The sequence below is a fragment of the Streptomyces sp. NPDC029836 genome, from assembly GCF_055574495.1.
In genome coordinates this window covers 393545-409899 of sequence record NZ_JBVHZI010000003.1, presented here as the reverse complement: position 1 = coordinate 409899, position 16355 = coordinate 393545, and the positions used below count along the sequence as shown (strand labels likewise).

The 16355-nt window shown below is 74.1% G+C and carries 14 protein-coding genes; 6 read left to right on the top strand and 8 right to left on the bottom strand.

Features of this window, described 5'->3' with window-relative positions:
• The first annotated feature begins 46 nt into the window (after positions 1-46).
• A complete protein-coding gene (locus tag ACZ4XJ_RS12710; protein ID WP_468496163.1) occupies positions 47-595 on the top strand; it encodes a DinB family protein in 549 nt (182 codons plus the stop codon).
• A gap of 45 nt (positions 596-640) precedes the next feature.
• Here the strand turns inward: ACZ4XJ_RS12710 and ACZ4XJ_RS12705 are convergent, their stop codons facing one another.
• Together ACZ4XJ_RS12705 and ACZ4XJ_RS12700 are read right to left on the bottom strand one after the other, a co-directional pair.
• Positions 641-2206: an acyl-CoA synthetase gene (locus ACZ4XJ_RS12705; protein WP_468496162.1), complete on the bottom strand. Its 1566-nt coding sequence runs from the start codon at positions 2204-2206 to the stop codon at positions 641-643.
• A gap of 119 nt (positions 2207-2325) precedes the next feature.
• A complete protein-coding gene (locus tag ACZ4XJ_RS12700) occupies positions 2326-3432 on the bottom strand; it encodes a nitronate monooxygenase (protein ID WP_468496161.1) in 1107 nt (368 codons plus the stop codon).
• A gap of 147 nt (positions 3433-3579) precedes the next feature.
• Between ACZ4XJ_RS12700 and ACZ4XJ_RS12695 the strand changes: the two genes are divergently transcribed.
• Complete coding sequence (locus ACZ4XJ_RS12695) at positions 3580-5562, top strand: serine hydrolase domain-containing protein (protein ID WP_468496160.1); 1983 nt, start codon at positions 3580-3582, stop codon at positions 5560-5562.
• Positions 5563-5816: 254 nt separating this feature from the next.
• Positions 5817-6338: a hypothetical protein gene (locus ACZ4XJ_RS12690; protein WP_468496159.1), complete on the top strand. Its 522-nt coding sequence runs from the start codon at positions 5817-5819 to the stop codon at positions 6336-6338.
• Between the two features lie 67 nt (positions 6339-6405).
• On the opposite strand, the gene ACZ4XJ_RS12685 is transcribed toward ACZ4XJ_RS12690, so the two are convergent.
• Entirely contained in the window at positions 6406-7131 is a 726-nt protein-coding gene (locus tag ACZ4XJ_RS12685) for a TioE family transcriptional regulator (protein WP_468496158.1), read from the bottom strand.
• A 103-nt stretch (positions 7132-7234) separates the two neighbouring features.
• Between ACZ4XJ_RS12685 and ACZ4XJ_RS12680 the strand changes: the two genes are divergently transcribed.
• Positions 7235-8467, top strand: a complete 1233-nt coding sequence (locus ACZ4XJ_RS12680) for an erythromycin esterase family protein (RefSeq protein WP_468496157.1) — start codon at positions 7235-7237, stop codon at positions 8465-8467.
• 30 nt (positions 8468-8497) lie between these two features.
• On the opposite strand, the gene ACZ4XJ_RS12675 is transcribed toward ACZ4XJ_RS12680, so the two are convergent.
• Both ACZ4XJ_RS12675 and ACZ4XJ_RS12670 read right to left on the bottom strand, forming a co-directional pair.
• Complete coding sequence (locus ACZ4XJ_RS12675; RefSeq protein ID WP_468496156.1) at positions 8498-8875, bottom strand: VOC family protein; 378 nt, start codon at positions 8873-8875, stop codon at positions 8498-8500.
• Between the two features lie 199 nt (positions 8876-9074).
• Positions 9075-9788, bottom strand: coding sequence for a TetR/AcrR family transcriptional regulator (locus ACZ4XJ_RS12670; protein WP_468496155.1), 714 nt, complete (start codon positions 9786-9788; stop codon positions 9075-9077).
• A 98-nt stretch (positions 9789-9886) separates the two neighbouring features.
• On the opposite strand from ACZ4XJ_RS12670, the gene ACZ4XJ_RS12665 reads away from it, so the two are divergent.
• A complete protein-coding gene (locus ACZ4XJ_RS12665; protein WP_468496154.1) occupies positions 9887-11137 on the top strand; it encodes an FAD-dependent monooxygenase in 1251 nt (416 codons plus the stop codon).
• The gene (locus ACZ4XJ_RS12660; protein ID WP_362883258.1) at positions 11134-11583 is read left to right on the top strand and encodes a nitroreductase family deazaflavin-dependent oxidoreductase; all 450 of its coding nucleotides are present in this window, start codon (positions 11134-11136) and stop codon (positions 11581-11583) included. The genes ACZ4XJ_RS12665 and ACZ4XJ_RS12660 overlap by 4 nt, the downstream gene beginning before the upstream one ends.
• 60 nt (positions 11584-11643) lie before the next feature.
• On the opposite strand, the gene ACZ4XJ_RS12655 is transcribed toward ACZ4XJ_RS12660, so the two are convergent.
• From ACZ4XJ_RS12655 to ACZ4XJ_RS12645, 3 genes are read right to left on the bottom strand one after another with little or no spacing between them, the layout of a single operon-like run.
• Positions 11644-13242, bottom strand: coding sequence for a phytoene desaturase family protein (locus ACZ4XJ_RS12655; protein ID WP_468496153.1), 1599 nt, complete (start codon positions 13240-13242; stop codon positions 11644-11646).
• Positions 13239-15329, bottom strand: coding sequence for a serine/threonine-protein kinase (locus ACZ4XJ_RS12650; protein ID WP_362883261.1), 2091 nt, complete (start codon positions 15327-15329; stop codon positions 13239-13241). Before ACZ4XJ_RS12650 ends, ACZ4XJ_RS12655 begins: the two co-directional genes overlap by 4 nt.
• Positions 15311-16270: an oxygenase MpaB family protein gene (locus tag ACZ4XJ_RS12645; RefSeq protein ID WP_468496152.1), complete on the bottom strand. Its 960-nt coding sequence runs from the start codon at positions 16268-16270 to the stop codon at positions 15311-15313. Before ACZ4XJ_RS12645 ends, ACZ4XJ_RS12650 begins: the two co-directional genes overlap by 19 nt.
• Positions 16271-16355 lie beyond the last annotated feature (85 nt).

Sequence of the window (16355 nt, the reverse complement as noted above, 5' to 3'; positions counted from 1 at the left end):
CGCCCGGGGCTTTCGCGCGGGCACCGGTCCGGTCCATGATCCGGGGATGGAGAGCGTACGCAGGAGAGCGGGACTGTTCACCGGCGCCGAGGACGATCCCAGGTTCACCGCCCCCGCGACCGGGGCGGAACGGCTGGTGCTGGCCGGTGTCCTGGCCGCGCAGCGGGCGACGCTGGAGTTGAAGTGCGCCGGGGTGGCGGAGCTGTCCCGGCGTTCCGTGGAGCCGTCGACGCTGTCGCTGCTCGGGCTGGTGCGTCACCTCGCCGATGTGGAGCGCCGCTGGTTCCGCCAGGTGCTGGCCGGTCGGGACGCGCCGCCCCGCTTCTCCTCGCCGGCGGATCCGGACGGGGACTTCGAGGGCGCGCGGGAGGAACCCGGGGCGGCGGAAGAGGCGTGGGCGGCCTGGCGCGAGGAGGTGGCCTTCGCCGACCGGTTCACCGAGGAGGCCCCCGACCTGGACGTCGAGGGGTACGACGGCTGGCGGGGGACGGTGTCGCTGCGCTGGGTGCTGATCCACCTGGTGGAGGAGTACGCCCGGCACAACGGCCACGCCGATCTGCTGCGGGAGCGGATCGACGGGGCCGTCGGCGTCTGAGCCCTCCCGGACGCGACCGGAGCGCCGGCGCACCCGTCCGGCCCGTCACAGCGCCCGGTCGCGGCCCTCCCAGTAGGGGTCGCGCAGTCGGCGCTTGTAGAGCTTGCCGTTGGGGTCGCGGGGCATCGTCTCGATGAAGTCGACCGACTTGGGGCGCTTGTAGCCGGCCAGCTGCCGTTCGCAGTGGTGCAGGATCTCGGCGGCCAGCGCGTCGCCCACCTCGAACCCCTCGGCGGGCTCGATGACGGCCTTGACCTCCTCGCCCCAGGCGTCGTGCGGGATGCCGAAGGCGGCGGCGTCGGCGACGGCCGGGTGGGTGAGGAGGGCGGACTCGATCTCGGCGGGGTAGATGTTCACGCCGCCCGAGATGATCATGTCGATCTTGCGGTCGCGGAGGAACAGGTAGCCCTCCGCGTCGAGCACGCCGAGGTCGCCGACGGTGAAGAAGTCCCCGATGCGGTTCTTCTTCGTCTTGCCCTCGTCCTTGTGGTAGCTGAAGCCACCGGTGTTCATCTTGATGTAGACGGTGCCCAGTTCGCCGGGCGGCAGCCGGTTGCCGTCATCGTCGAAGACGGCGAGTTCGCTGATCGGCCAGGCCTTGCCGACGGTTCCCGGCCGCTTGAGCCATTCCTCGGCCGTCGCGAAGGCGCCGCCGCCCTCGCTCGCCGCGTAGTACTCCTCCACGCAGTGGCCCCACCAGTCGATCATCGCCCGCTTCACGTGGTCGGGACAGGGCGCGGCGCCGTGGATGGCGTGCCGCATCGAGGAGACGTCGTAGGCGTCCTTGGTCTCCTGCGGGAGGGCCAGCAGGCGGTGGAACTGGGTGGGGACCATGTGGGTGTGCGTGCAGGCGTGCGCGTCGATCAGGCGCAGCATCTCCCGCGGCGTCCACTTGTCCATCAGCACGAGCGGGTGCCCGATGTGCAGGGACGCGCCCGCGAACTGGAGCACGGCGGTGTGGTAGAGCGGCGAGCAGACGAGGTGGACGTCGTCGCCGAAGGGGCGGATCCCGAAGATGCCGAGGAACCCGCCGAGGTACGTCTCCTCCGGGAGCTTGCCGGGCAGCGGCCGGCGGATGCCGCGGGGGCGGCCGGTGGTGCCGGAGGTGTAGTTCATCACCCACCCGAGGGTGCGGGCGTCGGGCGCCGAGGCGGGTTGTCCGTCGAGGAGTTCGGCGTACGGGCGGAAGCCGGGGACGGAGCCGACGCCGTAACGGCGCTCGGCGGGCAGTCCGGCCTCGTCGGCGGCCGCGCAGGCCGCGTCGGCGAACCGCTCGTGGGCGACGAGGACCTTCGCGCCGGAGTCGGACACGATCCAGGCGATCTCGGGGCCGACGAGGTGGTGGTTGACCGGGACGAGGTAGAAGCCGGCCTGGGAGGCGGCGAGGTACGCGGTGAGGAACTCGACGCCGTTGGGCAGGACGACGGCGAAGACGTCGCCCCGTTCCAGCCCGGCGGCGCGCAGGCCGTGGACGAGGCGGTTGACGTCGGCGTGCAGCCGGCCGGCGCTCCACTCCTCGCCGTCGGGGGCGACGAGGACGACGCGGTCGGGATCGGCGGCCGCCTGGGCCCAGAAGCCGTTCGGGGGCTGGCCCTGCTGCTGGTCGGTCATGCTGCTGCTCGCTCCTCTGCTCGCTCCGGTGGGTGCTGTCCTGCCCTGCCCTGTCCCGTTCCGTCGTGTCCTGTCCGGGCGCCGAGGGAAGGGGGTGCCCGGCCGTCGGCGCCGAACGGTCAGGGGTGGCCGGCGATCCGGTTCATGCGGGTGATGGCGCGTTCGAAGCCGGCGGTGAGTTCGTCGAAGACGACCTGCACGCCGCGTTCGCTGTTCATCCGGCCGACGATCTGGCCCACCGGGGTGCCGAGCAGCGGCCGGACCTCGTGCTTCTGGATCCGGGAGACGGCTTCGGCGACCAGCAGGCCCTGGAGCGGCATGGGGAGCGCCCCGGGGCCGTCCGGGTCGTCCCAGGCGTCGGTCCACTCGGTGCGCAGTTGGCGGGCCGGTTTGCCGGTGAGGGCGCGGGAGCGGACGGTGTCGCCGGAGCCGGCGGCGAGGAGCTTCTCGGTAAGGGCGCGGGAGTGCAGGTCGGCCTCGGTGGTGGTGAGCCAGAGGGAGCCCAGCCAGGCGCCCTGGGCGCCGAGGGCGAGTCCGGCGGCGATCTGTTCGCCGCTGCCGATGCCACCGGCGGCGAGGACCGGGAGCGGGGCGACGGCCTCGACGATCTCGGGCACCAGGACCATGGTGGCGATGTCGCCGGTGTGGCCACCGGCCTCGTAGCCCTGGGCGACGACGATGTCGATGCCCGCCTCGGCGTGCCGGCGGGCGTGCTTGGCGCTGCCGGCGAGGGCCGCGACGAGGACGTCGTGGTCGTGGGCGCGCGCGATGACGTCGGCGGGCGGGGAACCGAGGGCGTTCGCCAGGAGTTTGATGGGGTAGTCGAAGGCGACGTCGAGCTGGTTGCGGGCGACCTGCTCCATCCAGCCGGTGATCCGCCAGCCGGAGGCCTCGCCCTCGGCCAGTTCGGGTACGTGGTGCTTGGCGAGGGTGTCGCGGACGAACTCCCGGTGTGCCGCCGGGATCATCGCCTCGATGTCGGCCTCGGAGATGCCGTCGACGGCCTTCTTGGCGGGCATGACCACGTCGAGGCCGTAGGGCTTGCCGTCGGTGTGCGCCTGCATCCAGTCGAGGTCCCGCTTCAGCTCGTCGGGGGCGGTGTAACGGACCGCGCCGAGCACGCCGAGGCCGCCCGCGCGGGTGATGGCCGCGGCGACCGCGGGGAAGGGCGTGAAGCCGAAGATGGCGTGCTCGATTCCCAGTTTCTTGCTCAGCTCCGTCTCCATGGGCGTGAGGATGCCGCAGGGCGGCGAGCGAGGGAAGGGGTTTTCTGATGCAGCGTCAGATTCTTTGCGGGCCGGTCGGTGCGGAGGGTGCGGGGTGGGCGGGCAGATACCCAGTAGCGTGCGCGGGCAGGAACAGGAGGGCCGGACATGGGCGGTACGGCGACGGGTGACGGGGTGGCTCGTGGCACGGTTCCACGGGGCACGGTTCCACGGGGCACGGATCGCGACGACGGTGCGCGGCAGGTACCGACGCCCGCGGGCCCGTCAAGTGGAGTCGGGGCGCGACCTCTTGGGAGGCGGGCGGCGTACGCGGTGGGGCCGGCCGCAGGCCCTGACGGTGGTGGCGCCGGCGGCTTGAGTCGGCGGCGGCTCGGGGCGCGACTGCTGGCGCTCGGCGGGGTCCTCGTCCTGCACGCCGCACTGCCCGGCGCGGGGGCCGGGGCCGCGGGGAACCCGTCCGAGCGGCGGGCCCTGCAAGGGCTGCGGCTGCGGTACGGGTCCGCCCGGCAGGCCGGGTTGCTGGAGAAGCACCTGGAGGGCGTCGCCGACGAGGCCCGGCGTTTCCTCGGCCCCTCCCCCGAACACCCCTACTACGCCGGGGCGGTGGTCCTCGCCGGGCGGGGTCGGACGATCGCGCTGCACCGGGCGATGGGCGACGCTGTCCGGTACGCGGACTACGACGGGCGGACCGACCGGCCCCGCGAGTTCCCGGCCGCCGAACGGATCGCGATGGCCGAGGACACCGTCTTCGACCTGGCCTCCCTGAGCAAGCTGTTCACCTCCATCCTGGCCGTGCAGCAGATGGAGCGCGGCCGCCTGGACCTGGAGGCGACCGTGGACCGCTACCTGCCGGAGTTCACCGGCGGCGGCAAGGAGGCCGTCACCGTCCGGCAGCTCCTGACGCACACCTCGGGGCTGCGCTCGTGGGCGCCGTTCTACCAGGAGCCCACCCATGCGGGGCAGTTGAGGCTGCTGTGGTCGGTGCGTCCCCAGGAGACGCCGGGGACGGTGTACCGGTACTCGGACCTCAACCTCATCGCGCTCCAACTGCTCCTGGAACGCATCACCGCTCGCACTTTGGACGTCCTGCTCCACGACGAGATCACCGCTCCGCTCGGGATGCACCGCACGCGCTACAACCCCCCGCTGTCCTGGCGCCGGGTCACCGCCGCGACCGAGGTGCAGCGCCCGCCCTGGTCGGGACTGGACCGGGGCCTGGTGTGGGGCGAGGTGCACGACGAGAACGCCCACGCCCTCGGCGGCGTCGCCGGCCACGCCGGCGTGTTCGGCACCGCCTGGGACCTGGCCGTCCTCGCCCGCGCCCTGCTCGACGGCGGGGTCTACGCGGGCAAGCGGATCCTGCGCCCCGCCTCCGTGGAACTGCTCTTCACCGACTACAACACCGCCTTCCCCGGCGACGACCACGGCTTGGGCTTCGAGCTGTACCAGCACTGGTACATGGGCGCGATGGCCACCCCGCACTCCGCCGGGCACACCGGCTTCACCGGCACCTCCCTCGTGCTCGACCCGACCACCGACTCCTTCCTGATCCTGCTCGGCAACTCCGTGCACCCCGTGCGGACCTGGCGGGCCGGCAGCGCGCCCCGGGTCGCCGTCGGCAACCGCTTCGCCCGGGCCGTGCCGGTCCGTACGAAGCACGGCGGTCCCGCCTGGTACTCGGGCATGGAGACCGGCGGCGCCGGCACCCTCACGCTGCCGCCGCTGACCCCGACCACCGGCAACGCCCGGCTGCGCTGCGCCGTGTGGTGGGACACCGTTCCGGGCGCGGGCGCGTTCCACTTGGAGGTGTCCGCCGACGGGGCGACCTGGGAGCCGCTGCCCTTCACCACCGTACGGACCACGGGCGGCGCCCCCGAGCAGTGGCCGTCGGGCTCCGCCGGCGGCTGGTCGGGCCGCATGTGGCACCGATTGGAAGCGCCCCTGCCCGGCCGCCCGGGCCAGGAGGTCCGGCTCCGGTTCCGCCACGGGGCGACCGGACGCTACGTCGGGCGGGGGGTGTACGTGGACGTCCTGCGCGTGGCCGAGCCGGCCCGTCTGCTGTTCGCCGAGGACCGCCCCGCCGACGCGGCCCGCCTCGAAGCCGCCGGCTGGACCCGATCGGCGGACTAGGCCGTCCCTTCCGGATCGCGTGCTCGCCGGCTCGGAGCGCGACGTGACCGGTGGCCGGGCCGGTCGGACTCGGCTGCCGGAGAACCGTCGTGGTTGCCGACAGTCGGCAGCCACGCCCCCTCCAGGGTTGCGACATCAGGGCATGAACGCCGGGACGTGGACGTCATACCGTTCGTGGGGTACGGAGGTCGACGCGGTCCACGCCCAAGACGGGGCGTGCCACCTCGGCTCCAACCGAGGCGGGGGCGATGAACGTGAACGACGCGGCCGACACGACGGATGCGGCGGACGCAGCCGCATCCGGCACGACCGGAATCCGCGTGCCCTCCCGTAGGACCCGCATCCTGGTGATGGCCTTCGCGCTGCTCCTGGGCGCGCTGTCATGGTGGGTGCTGCTGCCGCAGGCCCAGCACCTCCGCTCGCTCCGTGACGGTGTGCGGGCCGAAGCGACACTGAGTACGAGCGGTTCGTGCGTGCTGGGCTACTGCGAAGTCGAGTTCGAGGTCGACGGGCGGACGGTCGTGGCGGACCTCCCGGCAGGCAGCGGTGGCGGCAAGTCCGCTGCCGGCACCCCGCTGACCGTCCGGTACCGGGCGGACGATCCACAGGTGGTCGCAGCTGAAAACGACGTCGATGGCGGCTTCCCAGTCGTGTCGGCGGCGATGACGGGTGGTTCCGCCGTACTCTTCCTGACGCTCTCGGCCCTGTCCACGATCTCGCAGGCACGGCGGCGCCGGCGCTCCGCGTCCGGCAAGGCTTCTGGCGCCGAGCAGTGACGCGCCGGTGCCCGGGCCGCTTCGGGGACGTCGCCGGGGCGACCGCTCCGGGGGACGAGCCGGGACGTCAGGCGGGAGCTGCGTCGAGGAGGTCCAGGTAGGGGCTGAGGCGGCTCGCCGCGTCGAGCATGGCGCGGCCCCGGGCGGTGAGGCGGCGTTGCCAGTCGGCGAGTGCGTCGGACAGCGCTTCGGTGCTTCCCGCGCCCCTGACCTGCTGGACCACGGTGGCGATGTGGTCCAGCGGGTAGCCCCCGCGCCGCAGCAGGTGGGCGAGTTCGGCGTCGCGGACGTCGTCGGCCCGGTAGGCGCGGTACCCGGTGGCGGGGTCCCGCGCCGGGGTGAGGATGCCGAGGCCCTCCCAGGTGCGCAGGGTGGCCGGGGTGACGCCGAGCCGGTGCGCGAGTTCGCCGATGGTGCGGGGGCCGGGGCCCGTCGCCGGGTCGCCCGGCACGCCGTCGGGGTCCGCGGCCAGGTGGTCCACCGCCCGTTTCACCGCGTCGAGCGTGTCCCGGTCGCGGAGCAGCCCGCCGTGGCCGCGGTCGATGAGGCTCAGCGCCTCGTCGGGGCCGGCGGGGCCGCCGCGGTGGAGCGCGTTCATGATCCGGCCCGCGTCCTGGTGCCCGTACGCGGGGACGAGCGCGAGGTAGGCGCGGAGCGCGGCCGCGTGGCGCGCGGTGTAGATCCGGTAGCCGCCGGGTGTGCGCGCGGCGGGCGGGAGGAACCCGTCGCGCTCGTAGTTGCGGACGGCCTGGGTCGAGATGCCGTGCTCGCGCGCGAGGTCGACCGGTCGCATGCGGGTGAGCCCCTGTTTGAAGGTTTCGGAACCGGATGCGCCCCGGTTCCCGGGAGGTCAGGTGAAAGTCTCCATCGGGCTTTCAAGGATACGCTTGTGGCACATGACTCAGGACATCCGAGATTTCGTGGCCCCGTCGTGTGAGCTCCTGGCCCTGGGCGAACCCACCCACCGGGCGACGTCCTTCGCGCGGGCCCGCAACACCCTCTTCGCCCGGCTGGTGGGCCTCGGCTTCCGGTCGATCGCCCTGGAGACCGACCGGGTGACCGCGTTCGCCGTCGACGACTTCGTCCGGGACGGCGTCGGAACCCTCGACGCGGTGATGGACGAGGGCTTCACGCACGGCTTCGGCGCATTGGAGGCGAACAGACGACTGGTCGCCTGGATGCGCGCGTACAACGAGGACCGGCCCGCGCCGGAGCGACTGGCCTTCCACGGCTTCGACATCCCGACGGAGATGACCGGCGCACCGAGCCCCCGCCCCCATCTCGCCCGCGCACGAGCGTACTTGGGCCTCGGCCACGGACAGCGGAACCTCGATCCGCACGCCCCCGATCCGCACGCCCCCGATCCGAGCGGCCTCGCTCCGGACGCCCTCGACCTGGACCACCTCGCCGGCCCCGACGAACGGTGGAGCGCTCCCGAGACGGCCCCGGAGGCGGCCGCACCCGTCGGGGCGGGCGCGGAGGCACGGGAGTTGCGGGCGTTCGCCGACGACCTGCTCCTCGCGCTGCACGCCCGCGCACCGGAACTGATCGCGAGCACCTCGCGCGCCGCCTGGTTCCGGGCCGAGGCACACCTCACCACCGGGATCGGCCTGCTGCGCTATCACAGGACGTCGGCGCTGCCCGGCGGCGGCAACGCCCGGTTCACCCGCCAACTGGCCGCCCGGGACGCCCTCATGGCGCAGAACCTGCTGGCCATCCGCACCATCGAGGCGGGGCGGGGTCAGACCCTGGTCTTCTCACACAACCTCCACCTCCAGCGGAACCCGAGCCGCTGGCACCTGCCCACCGGGGACCTGGTCTGGTCGGGGGCCGGCGCCATCGTGGGTTCCCTGCTGAGCGAGCGGTACGCCTACGTCGCCGGCAGCCTCGGCCTCAGCGAGGAACTCGGCCTGCCCGAGCCGCAATCGGACACCTACGAAGGCCTCCTGCAATCCCGCGTCGACAGCTGGGGCCTGGCTCCGACCTCCGCTCTCGGCGCCGCGCACACCCGCACCGACACCCTCCCGGAGCAGGGCTACTCCCCGCTCGACCGGGCGACCGTCGACGCGTCGGACGCCGTCCTGCACATCGGCGCCGACACGCCCCGGCTCGCCTTCCCCTTCCCGTAACGGGGGCCGCCCGCCCGGGGTTCGGAGCCCTCAGTCGCTGATCAGGCAGAAGGGGTGCCCGGCCGGGTCGGCGTAGACGCGCCAACCCTCCTTGTCACGGCTCGCGTCGAGGAGGGTCGCGCCGAGGGCGAGCACCTGCTCCTCGGCACGGTCGAGGTCGGCGACGGCGAGGTCCAGGTGGACCTGTTGGGGGCGGGAAGGGTCGGGCCAGGCGGGCGGCTGGTGGTCCAGGGCCTGCTGGAACGCGAGGACGGCCCCGGTCGGGGTGTGGAGGGTGGCCCACCGCTCGTCCACGGTCCACCGCCGGTCGGGCTGGTTGACGGCGCCGCCCAGCAACGCCGCGTAGAACTCGGCGAGTCGCAGCGGATCGGGACAGTCGAGCACCACGCACTGCAGTTCAGCGATCATGCCGGGATCCTAGTGCTGTGGCCGGAAAGGTTTGCCGGGTCGCGGTGTTCGGTGCGGTGCGTCGCAAGGCGGAGGACCGCGGCTCGTACTGGACGTACTTCCGTGGTCCGACAACGCGGCGAGGTGCCGCGCCGGGCGCCGCGACCCGGTGGACCTCTCCGGTCACAGCACTGGACGGCCGGCCGGTGGCCCGGCCCGCTCACGGTGCCAGGACCGCGTCGAGCATCCGCCGTACGGTGGAGGTCAGTTCGGCCTGGTCCGGTGCGGGGCGGGAGCGGGCCAGGGAGCCCGCGAGGCGGTCGTAGAGCAGGCCGTCCGTCCAGGCCGCCAGCAGTTCGGCTGACTCCTGCGGCCGGGCCGCGCCCAGGGCCGTGAGGACACCGGCCGCGCGGGACCGCGCGTGCAGGCCGGCCCGGTGGAGCTCGGGCTCCAGTCCGGGGTTCCGGGCGGCTTCCAGACTGAGTTCGAAGCGCGCCAGTTGGCGTGCGCGGCCCTCGGTGAGCCACCGGTGCAGCAGGGCGCCGAGGGCCCGTGCGGCGGCGTCCCGGTCGAGCGGGCCGGTCGGAGCGCCCCCGCCACGCCCCTCGCGACCTTCGCGGCGACCTTCGCGGCCTCCGACGTCGCTGCGGCCTTCGATGTCGCCGCGGGCTCCGAGGTCTCCACGGCCTTCAAGGCCTTCGAGGCCTTCGAAATCTTCGAGGTCCAGCTCGGCGAGCCGCCCGTAGCAGGCGCCGATGAGCGCCGTTCGCGTACGGAAGTAGTACGAGGTGCTGCCCGCCGGGAGCCGCGCGGCCCCGTCGACGGCGCGGTGCGTGAGGCTTCTCAGCCCTCCGGCGGCGACCAGGGCGATCGCGGTGTCCGCGATGAGGGTCCTGCGGTCGGAGGCGGGCGGCCGGGTGGCGGGGGTCGGCATGGTCTCACTCTACAGGTGTAGAGTGAGACCATGCCCTCTACGGATGTAGAGGGCCGAAGCGCTTCGCCGCGTGGTCATCGAGCAACCGGAGGCCGTCCATGCCCGAACACCAACGCCGGGCCGTCATCGCGGGTGGCGGAATCGGCGGGCTCACCGCCGCCCTGGCCCTGCACCGCAAGGGCTGGCACGTCACCGTCTGCGAACGGGCCGACGGGCCGTCCGCGGTCGGCGCGGGCATCGTCCTCGCCCCCAACGCCCTGCGCGCCTTCGACGCCGTCGGCTTCGACGCCGGCCGGGCCGGCGGCGGGGCCGCGCCGGCCGCGATGGGGCTGCGCCGGCCGTCGGGCGTCCGGCTCAGCCGCGCCGACACCGCGACCATGACCGTCCGCTACGGCAGTCCGCCGCTCGCGGTGCACCGCGGCGACCTCGTCGCCGCCCTGACCGCGGCCCTCCCCGCCGACGCCCTGCGGTACGGCGCCGCCGTCACCGACGTCGCCGCCGCGGACGGGAACCGGCCGGTGGTCCGTACTTCCCGCGGGGAGTTCCCCGCCGACGTGGTGATCGCCGCCGACGGCATCCACAGCCCGCTGCGCCGACGGTACTTCCCCGCCCATCCCGGCCTGCGCTACAGCGGGGAGACCGCGTGGCGCACCGTGCTCCCTGCCGGCGGCGCCGTCACCGAGGCCACCGAGACCTGGGGGCGCGGCCGACGCTTCGGGGCGGTCCCCCTCGCCGACGGTCGGACCTACCTCTACGCCACCGCCGTCGTGCCGGCCGGGTACCGGCCCGAGGACGTGCGTACCGAACTGCTGCGCCACCACGGCACGTGGCACCACCCGATCCCCGCCCTGCTGGAGCGCGTCGATCCCGCGGCCGTGCTCCAGCACGACCTGTACGACCTGGCCGGCCCGCTCCCCCGGCTGCACGACGGCCGCATCGCCTGGATCGGCGACGCCGCGCACGCCATGACCCCCAACCTGGGTCAGGGCGGCTGCCAGGCCGTCGAGGACGCCGTCGTCCTGGCCCACCTGCTGGACGCGCTGCCCCCTCCGGCGGCGCTCGCCGCGTACTCCCGGGCCCGTCTCGCCCGCACCGACGCCATCCGCGTCCGCGCCCGTCGCGCCGGCCGGATCGCGGCCCTCACCCACCCCGTGGCCGTCGCCGCCCGCGACCTCGCCCTCCGGGCGGTACCCGCCCGCGCGGCACTGCGGGCCCTGGACGACCTCTTCGACGGATTCACCCTCCCGGGCGGCCCTGCGGAGCACCCGGCACAACCGGCGTGCCCCGGGGCGCCGGCCGTCGTTGTCGAGCGCGTTGACCGTCGCGCACGAAGGCAGGCGAACCCATGACCACGGACATCGACTGGGACCACCCGAGCGACCCCCGGGAAGGTACCTGGCAGTCGGACCACGTGAAGCTGTACGTGGGCTCGGGCGGAGCGGAGGGCCAGTACTGGAACGGCACCCGGACCCTCCTGCTGACCACCCTCGGCCGGGTCTCCGGCAAGCCCGTCCGCACCCCGCTCATCTACGGTGAGGACGGCGGCCGTTACCTGGTGGTCGCCTCGAAGGGCGGTGACGACGCGCACCCGCTGTGGTACCGGAACCTCACCGAGCACCCCGAGGTTCGCGTGCAGGTCGGCCCGAAGGTCGTGCAGGGCACGTCCCGCACCGCGACCCCGGAGGAGCGCGCCGTGTTCTGGCCGATCATGGTCGGGCACTGGCCCGCGTACGAGGAGTACCAGGCCAGGACGGACCGCGAAATCCCCATCGTGGTCATCGAACCGTCCGCCTGACCCGCGCACGGCACCCGTCGCCCGGCACCCGGCCGCCGCCCGCCCGCACGACCGCGCGTGTCAGCGGCCCAGGGCCGCCATCGCCGCATTGTGGCCCGGGATGCCGCTGACGCCGCCGCCGCGGGCGGCGCCCGCCCCGCACAGCAGGACGTTGGGGTGGGCGGTCTCCACACCCCAACGGCCCGACGCCCCGACGCCGGCGTCAACGTCCGCGTACGGCCAGGACAGGTCGCGGTGGAAGATGTGCCCGCCGGGCAGGCGCAGTTCCCGCTCCAGGTCGATCGGGGTCTTGGCCTCGATGCAGGGCCGGCCGTCGGCGTCGAAGGCCAGGCAGTCGGTGATCGGCTCGGCCAGGTGCGCGTCCAACTGGGCCAGGGTCGCGGTCAGCAGGACCTCACGCGTCTGCCGGTTGTCCTTCTCGAACAGCCGGGCCGGGGTGTGCAGTCCGAAGAGGGTGAGCGTCTGGTAGCCCTGCTCCACGAGGTCCGGGCCGAGGATCGACGGGTCGGTCAGCGAGTGGCAGTAGATCTCCGAGGGCGGTACGGAGGGCAGTTCGCCCGCCGCCGCCTCCGCGTGGGCCCGCCGCAGTTGCTCGTACCCCTCGGCGATGTGGAAGGTGCCGCCGAAGGCCTCGCGGGGGTCGACGGCGGTGTCCCGGAGCCGGGGCAGCCGGCTCAGCAGCATGTTGACCTTGAGCTGGGCGCCCTCGGGGGCCGGCCCGGCGCCGGGGTCCTCGCCGAGCAGGTCGGCGAGGGCCCGGGGCGAGGCGTTCACCAGGACGGTACGGGCGGCGACGCTGCCCTCCCCCGCCTCCGTGCGGAAGGTGACCTCGGCGGGGGCGGAGCCGTCCGGGTGGACGCGCAGCACCTCGTGCCCGGTGACGATCTCCGCGCCGGCGGTCCGCGCGGCGTCGGCCAGCGCGTCGGTGAGCGCGCCCATGCCGCCGACGGGCACGTCCCAGTCTCCGGTGCCGCCGCCGATGACGTGGTAGAGGAAGCAGCGGTTCTGGGCGAGGGAGGGGTCGTGGGCGTCGGCGAAGGTGCCGATGAGGCCGTCGGTCAGGACCACCCCGCGCACCAGGTCGTCCTCGAAGTGGCGCTCCACGGCCCGGCCCAGCGGCTCCTCGAAGAGCATCCGCCAGGCTTCGTCGTCGCCGATCCGGGTCCGTAGTTCCGCGCGGGTCGGGAGGGGTTCGGTGAGGGTCGGGAACACCTTGCGGGCGACCTCGGCGGTGGTCCCGTAGAAGGCGCGCCAGCGCTCGTACTCCTGGCCCGAGCCGGTGAGCCGGGCGAAGGACTCCCGGGTGCGTGTCTCCCCGCCGCCGACGAGGAGGCCCCCCGGACGACCGGCGCGCTCGACGGGCGTGTACGAGGACACGGTGCGCCGGCGGACCGCGAACCGCAGGCCGAGATCGCGGACGATCTTCGCGGGGAGCAGGGAGACGAGGTACGAGTACCGTGACAGCCGGGCGTCGAGTCCGACGAAGGGGCGGGTGGAGACGGCGGCCCCGCCGGGGTGTCCCAGTCTTTCCAGGACCAGCACCGAACGGCCGGCCCGGGCCAGGTAGGCGGCGGCGACCAGGCCGTTGTGGCCCCCTCCGACGATGACCGCGTCGTACACGTCGTGCGCGAAACCGGTGGAGCCCGTGGTGGCTGTCATGGCTCTTGGTAACACACCTGGCCCAGTCGCTCCAGACAGTGTGCCTCGTCGGCGTGGGCGAGGGCGGTGTCGGGATGTTCGTCGCCGAGGGAGCGTTCGCGGATGCCCGAGAGGTCCCGGTAGATGGGCAGCGCCTCGTCCCAGCGGCCCAACCGGCCGAGGCCCACGGCGAGTTCCCGACGGCTGATCAGGGTGTCGGCGTGTTCCGCGCCCAGGGCGGAGGCCCGGGCCGCGCCCACCTCGCGGGCCTCGGCGACGGCCTCCTCCCAGCGTTCGAGGCGGCCCAGGTTGACGCCGAGGACGTGGCGGGCGCGCAGGGTCTCCGGGTCGGCGGCGCCGTAGGCCCGCGTGCGGTCGGCGACCAGGGCCCGGAACACGTCGAGGGCTTCGGCGGGACGGCCGGTGCGGCCCAGCGCGATGCCGGTCTCGTAGCGGGCGGCCAGGGCGTCGGGGTGGTCGCGGCCGAGGACGCGTTCGCGGGCGGCGGCCACCTGCCGGAAGCCGGTCAGCGCCTCCTCCCAGCGGCCGAGGCGGCCGAGGGCGTAGGCGGCTTCGTAGCGGGTCAGCAGGGTGTCCGGGTGCTCGGCGCCGAGTACGGTCGCCCGGTCGGCGGCCACCTCGACGGCGGCGGCGTGTGCGTCGGCGTGCCGACCGAGGGCGCCCAGGGCGCAGGCGAGGTTGTGCCGGCAGCGCAGGGTGTCGGGGTGGCGGGGGCCCATGCCGCGGGTGCGGGCGGCGAGGACGGCGCCGTAGATCTCGTACGCCTCCCGGTGGCGTTGCAGCCGCGACAGCTCGTACGCCTCCTCCTGATGGGCGGCGAGGGTGTCGGGGTGGTCCGGACCCAGCACCTCGGCCCGGCCGCGGGCCACGGCCGCGTAGACGGCGAGGGCCTCCTCGTTGCGGCCGGCCCGGCTGAGGGCGAACGCGCGGGTGTGCCCGGCGGCCAGCGCGTCGGGGTGCCCGGGGTCGCCGGCGGCGGGCAGCGGCGCGCGCGGCAGCCCGTACACGTTGGTCAGCCGGGGGTCCTCGGCGGGCGCGGGCCGCGTGATGCGCTGCTCGCCGGAGATGTGCGCGGTCCGACCGGCGGGGCGGGCGGCCGTCCAGGATCCGGTGAGGACGGCCCATGCGCCGCTGGCCGGCCGGGCTTCGATGCCGGCCTTGCGGCCGGCCGTCATGCCCTCGGCCCACGCGGGCAGCGGGGCCCGGACGGCCGCCGGGCCGACGGTCCCGTACCGCGCCTCGACCAGCCGGCGGTGCAGGTGCCGGGCATCGCCGGGGCGGTCCTCGGGGCGCTTGGCGAGGAGTTCCAGGACGAGTCCCTCGAAGTGGGCGGGCAGCTCGGGGCGGTGTTCGCGCAGCGGTACCGGCGTGTTGTCGCGGTGGCCGACGAGCACGGACCAGGAATCGCCGAGGTCGAAGGGCGGGGCGCCGGTGGCGATCTCGTAGAGGACGCAGCCGAGGGAGTACAGGTCGCTGCGGTGGTCGACCTCGCCGCCGGCGATCTGTTCGGGCGACATGTAGTGCGGGGTGCCCATGGCCATGCCGCCGCCGGTGAGCTTCGCGGTGAAGCCGATGTCGTGGGCGAGCCGGGCGATGCCGAAGTCGCAGATCTTCACCGTTCCGTCGGTGAGCCGCATGATGTTGGCGGGCTTGAGGTCGCGGTGGACGACGCCCTGGTCGTGGGTGTAGCCGAGGGCGGCGGCCATCTGCTCGGCGACGTCGAGGACCACGTCGACGGGGAGCGGGCGCGCCTCGTTGTCCTCCATCAGCTGGCTGAGGTTGCGGCCCTCCAGCAGTTCCATGACCAGGTAGAGGGGTCCGCCGGCCGCGCTGTCGTCGCCGAAGTCGTGGACCACGGTGACGCCGCGGTGCTGGAGGGAGGCGGCGACCCGGGCTTCGCGGCGGAAGCGCTCGCGCAGGACCTGGGTGAAGTGGGCGTCCTGGTCGTGCCCGACCGGCTTGAGGCACTTGACGGCGACCTGCCGGCCCAGCGATTCGTCACGGGCGCGCCACACCTCGCCCATGCCACCGCGCCCGATCAGATCGAGCGACCGGTACCGGCCCTGGATCAGTCTGGACTCCGCCATGTCTTGAAGTCGCCCCCGTCGTCGTCCCACGCCCTCCCCGGCCGGTCCAGTATGGCCGCTGATGTACGCAGTGTGTACGCGGAAGGGCGGCTCCCGGGGCCCAGTCGTCGCATCGCCTTCAAGATGTGACCTGGCGGCAGCCGCCAGCGCAGACCTGCGGGAATGCTGCGCAGCATGCGACCCGTGCGACGCAGGCGTCGGGTGGTGCTGCGCGGGGGCGGCGCGGGTCTGCCGTAGAGCGCGTGCGCCCAGGGCGGTAGCGAACCGTAGGCGATCGCGGCGAGGGGGCCCCACAGCAGGTTTCGGCCAGGCACCAGAAGGGGATGGACGGGCGGCGCGCGCAGGAAGTCGTCGACGGCGCGGGCATCGGCGCCGGCGGCGAGTTGGGGGCGGATCGTCTCGAAGTACGCGGCCAGCTCCGCCCTGTCGGCGGGTACGTCGGCCGGGTCGAGGCCGACGAGGCGGGCGTTCACCCGGTTCTCGTCCACGTACCGGTCGGCCTGGGCGGGGGTCAGCGGGACGCCGGAGCGGAGCAGGACGTGGAGGAAGCTGTCGATCTGGGCGCAGTGCACCCAGAGCAGCAGGGCGGGGTCGTCCACGGGGAGGCGTTCGCCGCCGGCGGGATCGGTGAAGGAGAGCTTGCGGTGGATGGCGCGGACCCTGTCTCCCGCCGCTTCGGCGGCCTCGGTGGTGCCGTAGGTGAGGGTGCCGACGAAGTCGGCGGTGCGCAGCAGCCTCCCCCAGGCGTCCGCGCGGCCGCCCGGACTGTCGAAGGCGGCGCTGTTGGCCATCACGCCGCGTACGGCGCGGGGGTGCAGGGCCTGGAGGTAGAGCGCCCGGACCCCGGCGATCCACATGACCGGGTCGCCGTGGCACTGCCAGGTGACGGACTCCGGACCGTAGAGGCCGGGGTCGGCGTCCCCGTACGGATCTGCGTCCATGGCCCGCCTCCCGCTGCGCCCACCCGGCCCGTTCCGGGGCTGGGAGCCTACCCGGCGGGGGCCGGGCTCAGGCGTGGGGCGCGGC

Coding starts and splice junctions, on each gene's coding strand:
- ACZ4XJ_RS12695 (WP_468496160.1), top strand. CDS start 3,580: ATGGGCGGTACGGCGACGGGTGACGGGGTGGCTCGTGGCACGGTTCCA.
- ACZ4XJ_RS12645 (WP_468496152.1), bottom strand. CDS start 16,270: ATGGACGCAGATCCGTACGGGGACGCCGACCCCGGCCTCTACGGTCCG.
- ACZ4XJ_RS12665 (WP_468496154.1), top strand. CDS start 9,887: ATGCCCGAACACCAACGCCGGGCCGTCATCGCGGGTGGCGGAATCGGC.
- ACZ4XJ_RS12675 (WP_468496156.1), bottom strand. CDS start 8,875: ATGATCGCTGAACTGCAGTGCGTGGTGCTCGACTGTCCCGATCCGCTG.
- ACZ4XJ_RS12700 (WP_468496161.1), bottom strand. CDS start 3,432: ATGGAGACGGAGCTGAGCAAGAAACTGGGAATCGAGCACGCCATCTTC.
- ACZ4XJ_RS12685 (WP_468496158.1), bottom strand. CDS start 7,131: ATGCGACCGGTCGACCTCGCGCGCGAGCACGGCATCTCGACCCAGGCC.
- ACZ4XJ_RS12655 (WP_468496153.1), bottom strand. CDS start 13,242: ATGACAGCCACCACGGGCTCCACCGGTTTCGCGCACGACGTGTACGAC.
- ACZ4XJ_RS12650 (WP_362883261.1), bottom strand. CDS start 15,329: ATGGCGGAGTCCAGACTGATCCAGGGCCGGTACCGGTCGCTCGATCTG.
- ACZ4XJ_RS12670 (WP_468496155.1), bottom strand. CDS start 9,788: ATGCCGACCCCCGCCACCCGGCCGCCCGCCTCCGACCGCAGGACCCTC.
- ACZ4XJ_RS12705 (WP_468496162.1), bottom strand. CDS start 2,206: ATGACCGACCAGCAGCAGGGCCAGCCCCCGAACGGCTTCTGGGCCCAG.
- ACZ4XJ_RS12680 (WP_468496157.1), top strand. CDS start 7,235: ATGACTCAGGACATCCGAGATTTCGTGGCCCCGTCGTGTGAGCTCCTG.
- ACZ4XJ_RS12710 (WP_468496163.1), top strand. CDS start 47: ATGGAGAGCGTACGCAGGAGAGCGGGACTGTTCACCGGCGCCGAGGAC.
- ACZ4XJ_RS12660 (WP_362883258.1), top strand. CDS start 11,134: ATGACCACGGACATCGACTGGGACCACCCGAGCGACCCCCGGGAAGGT.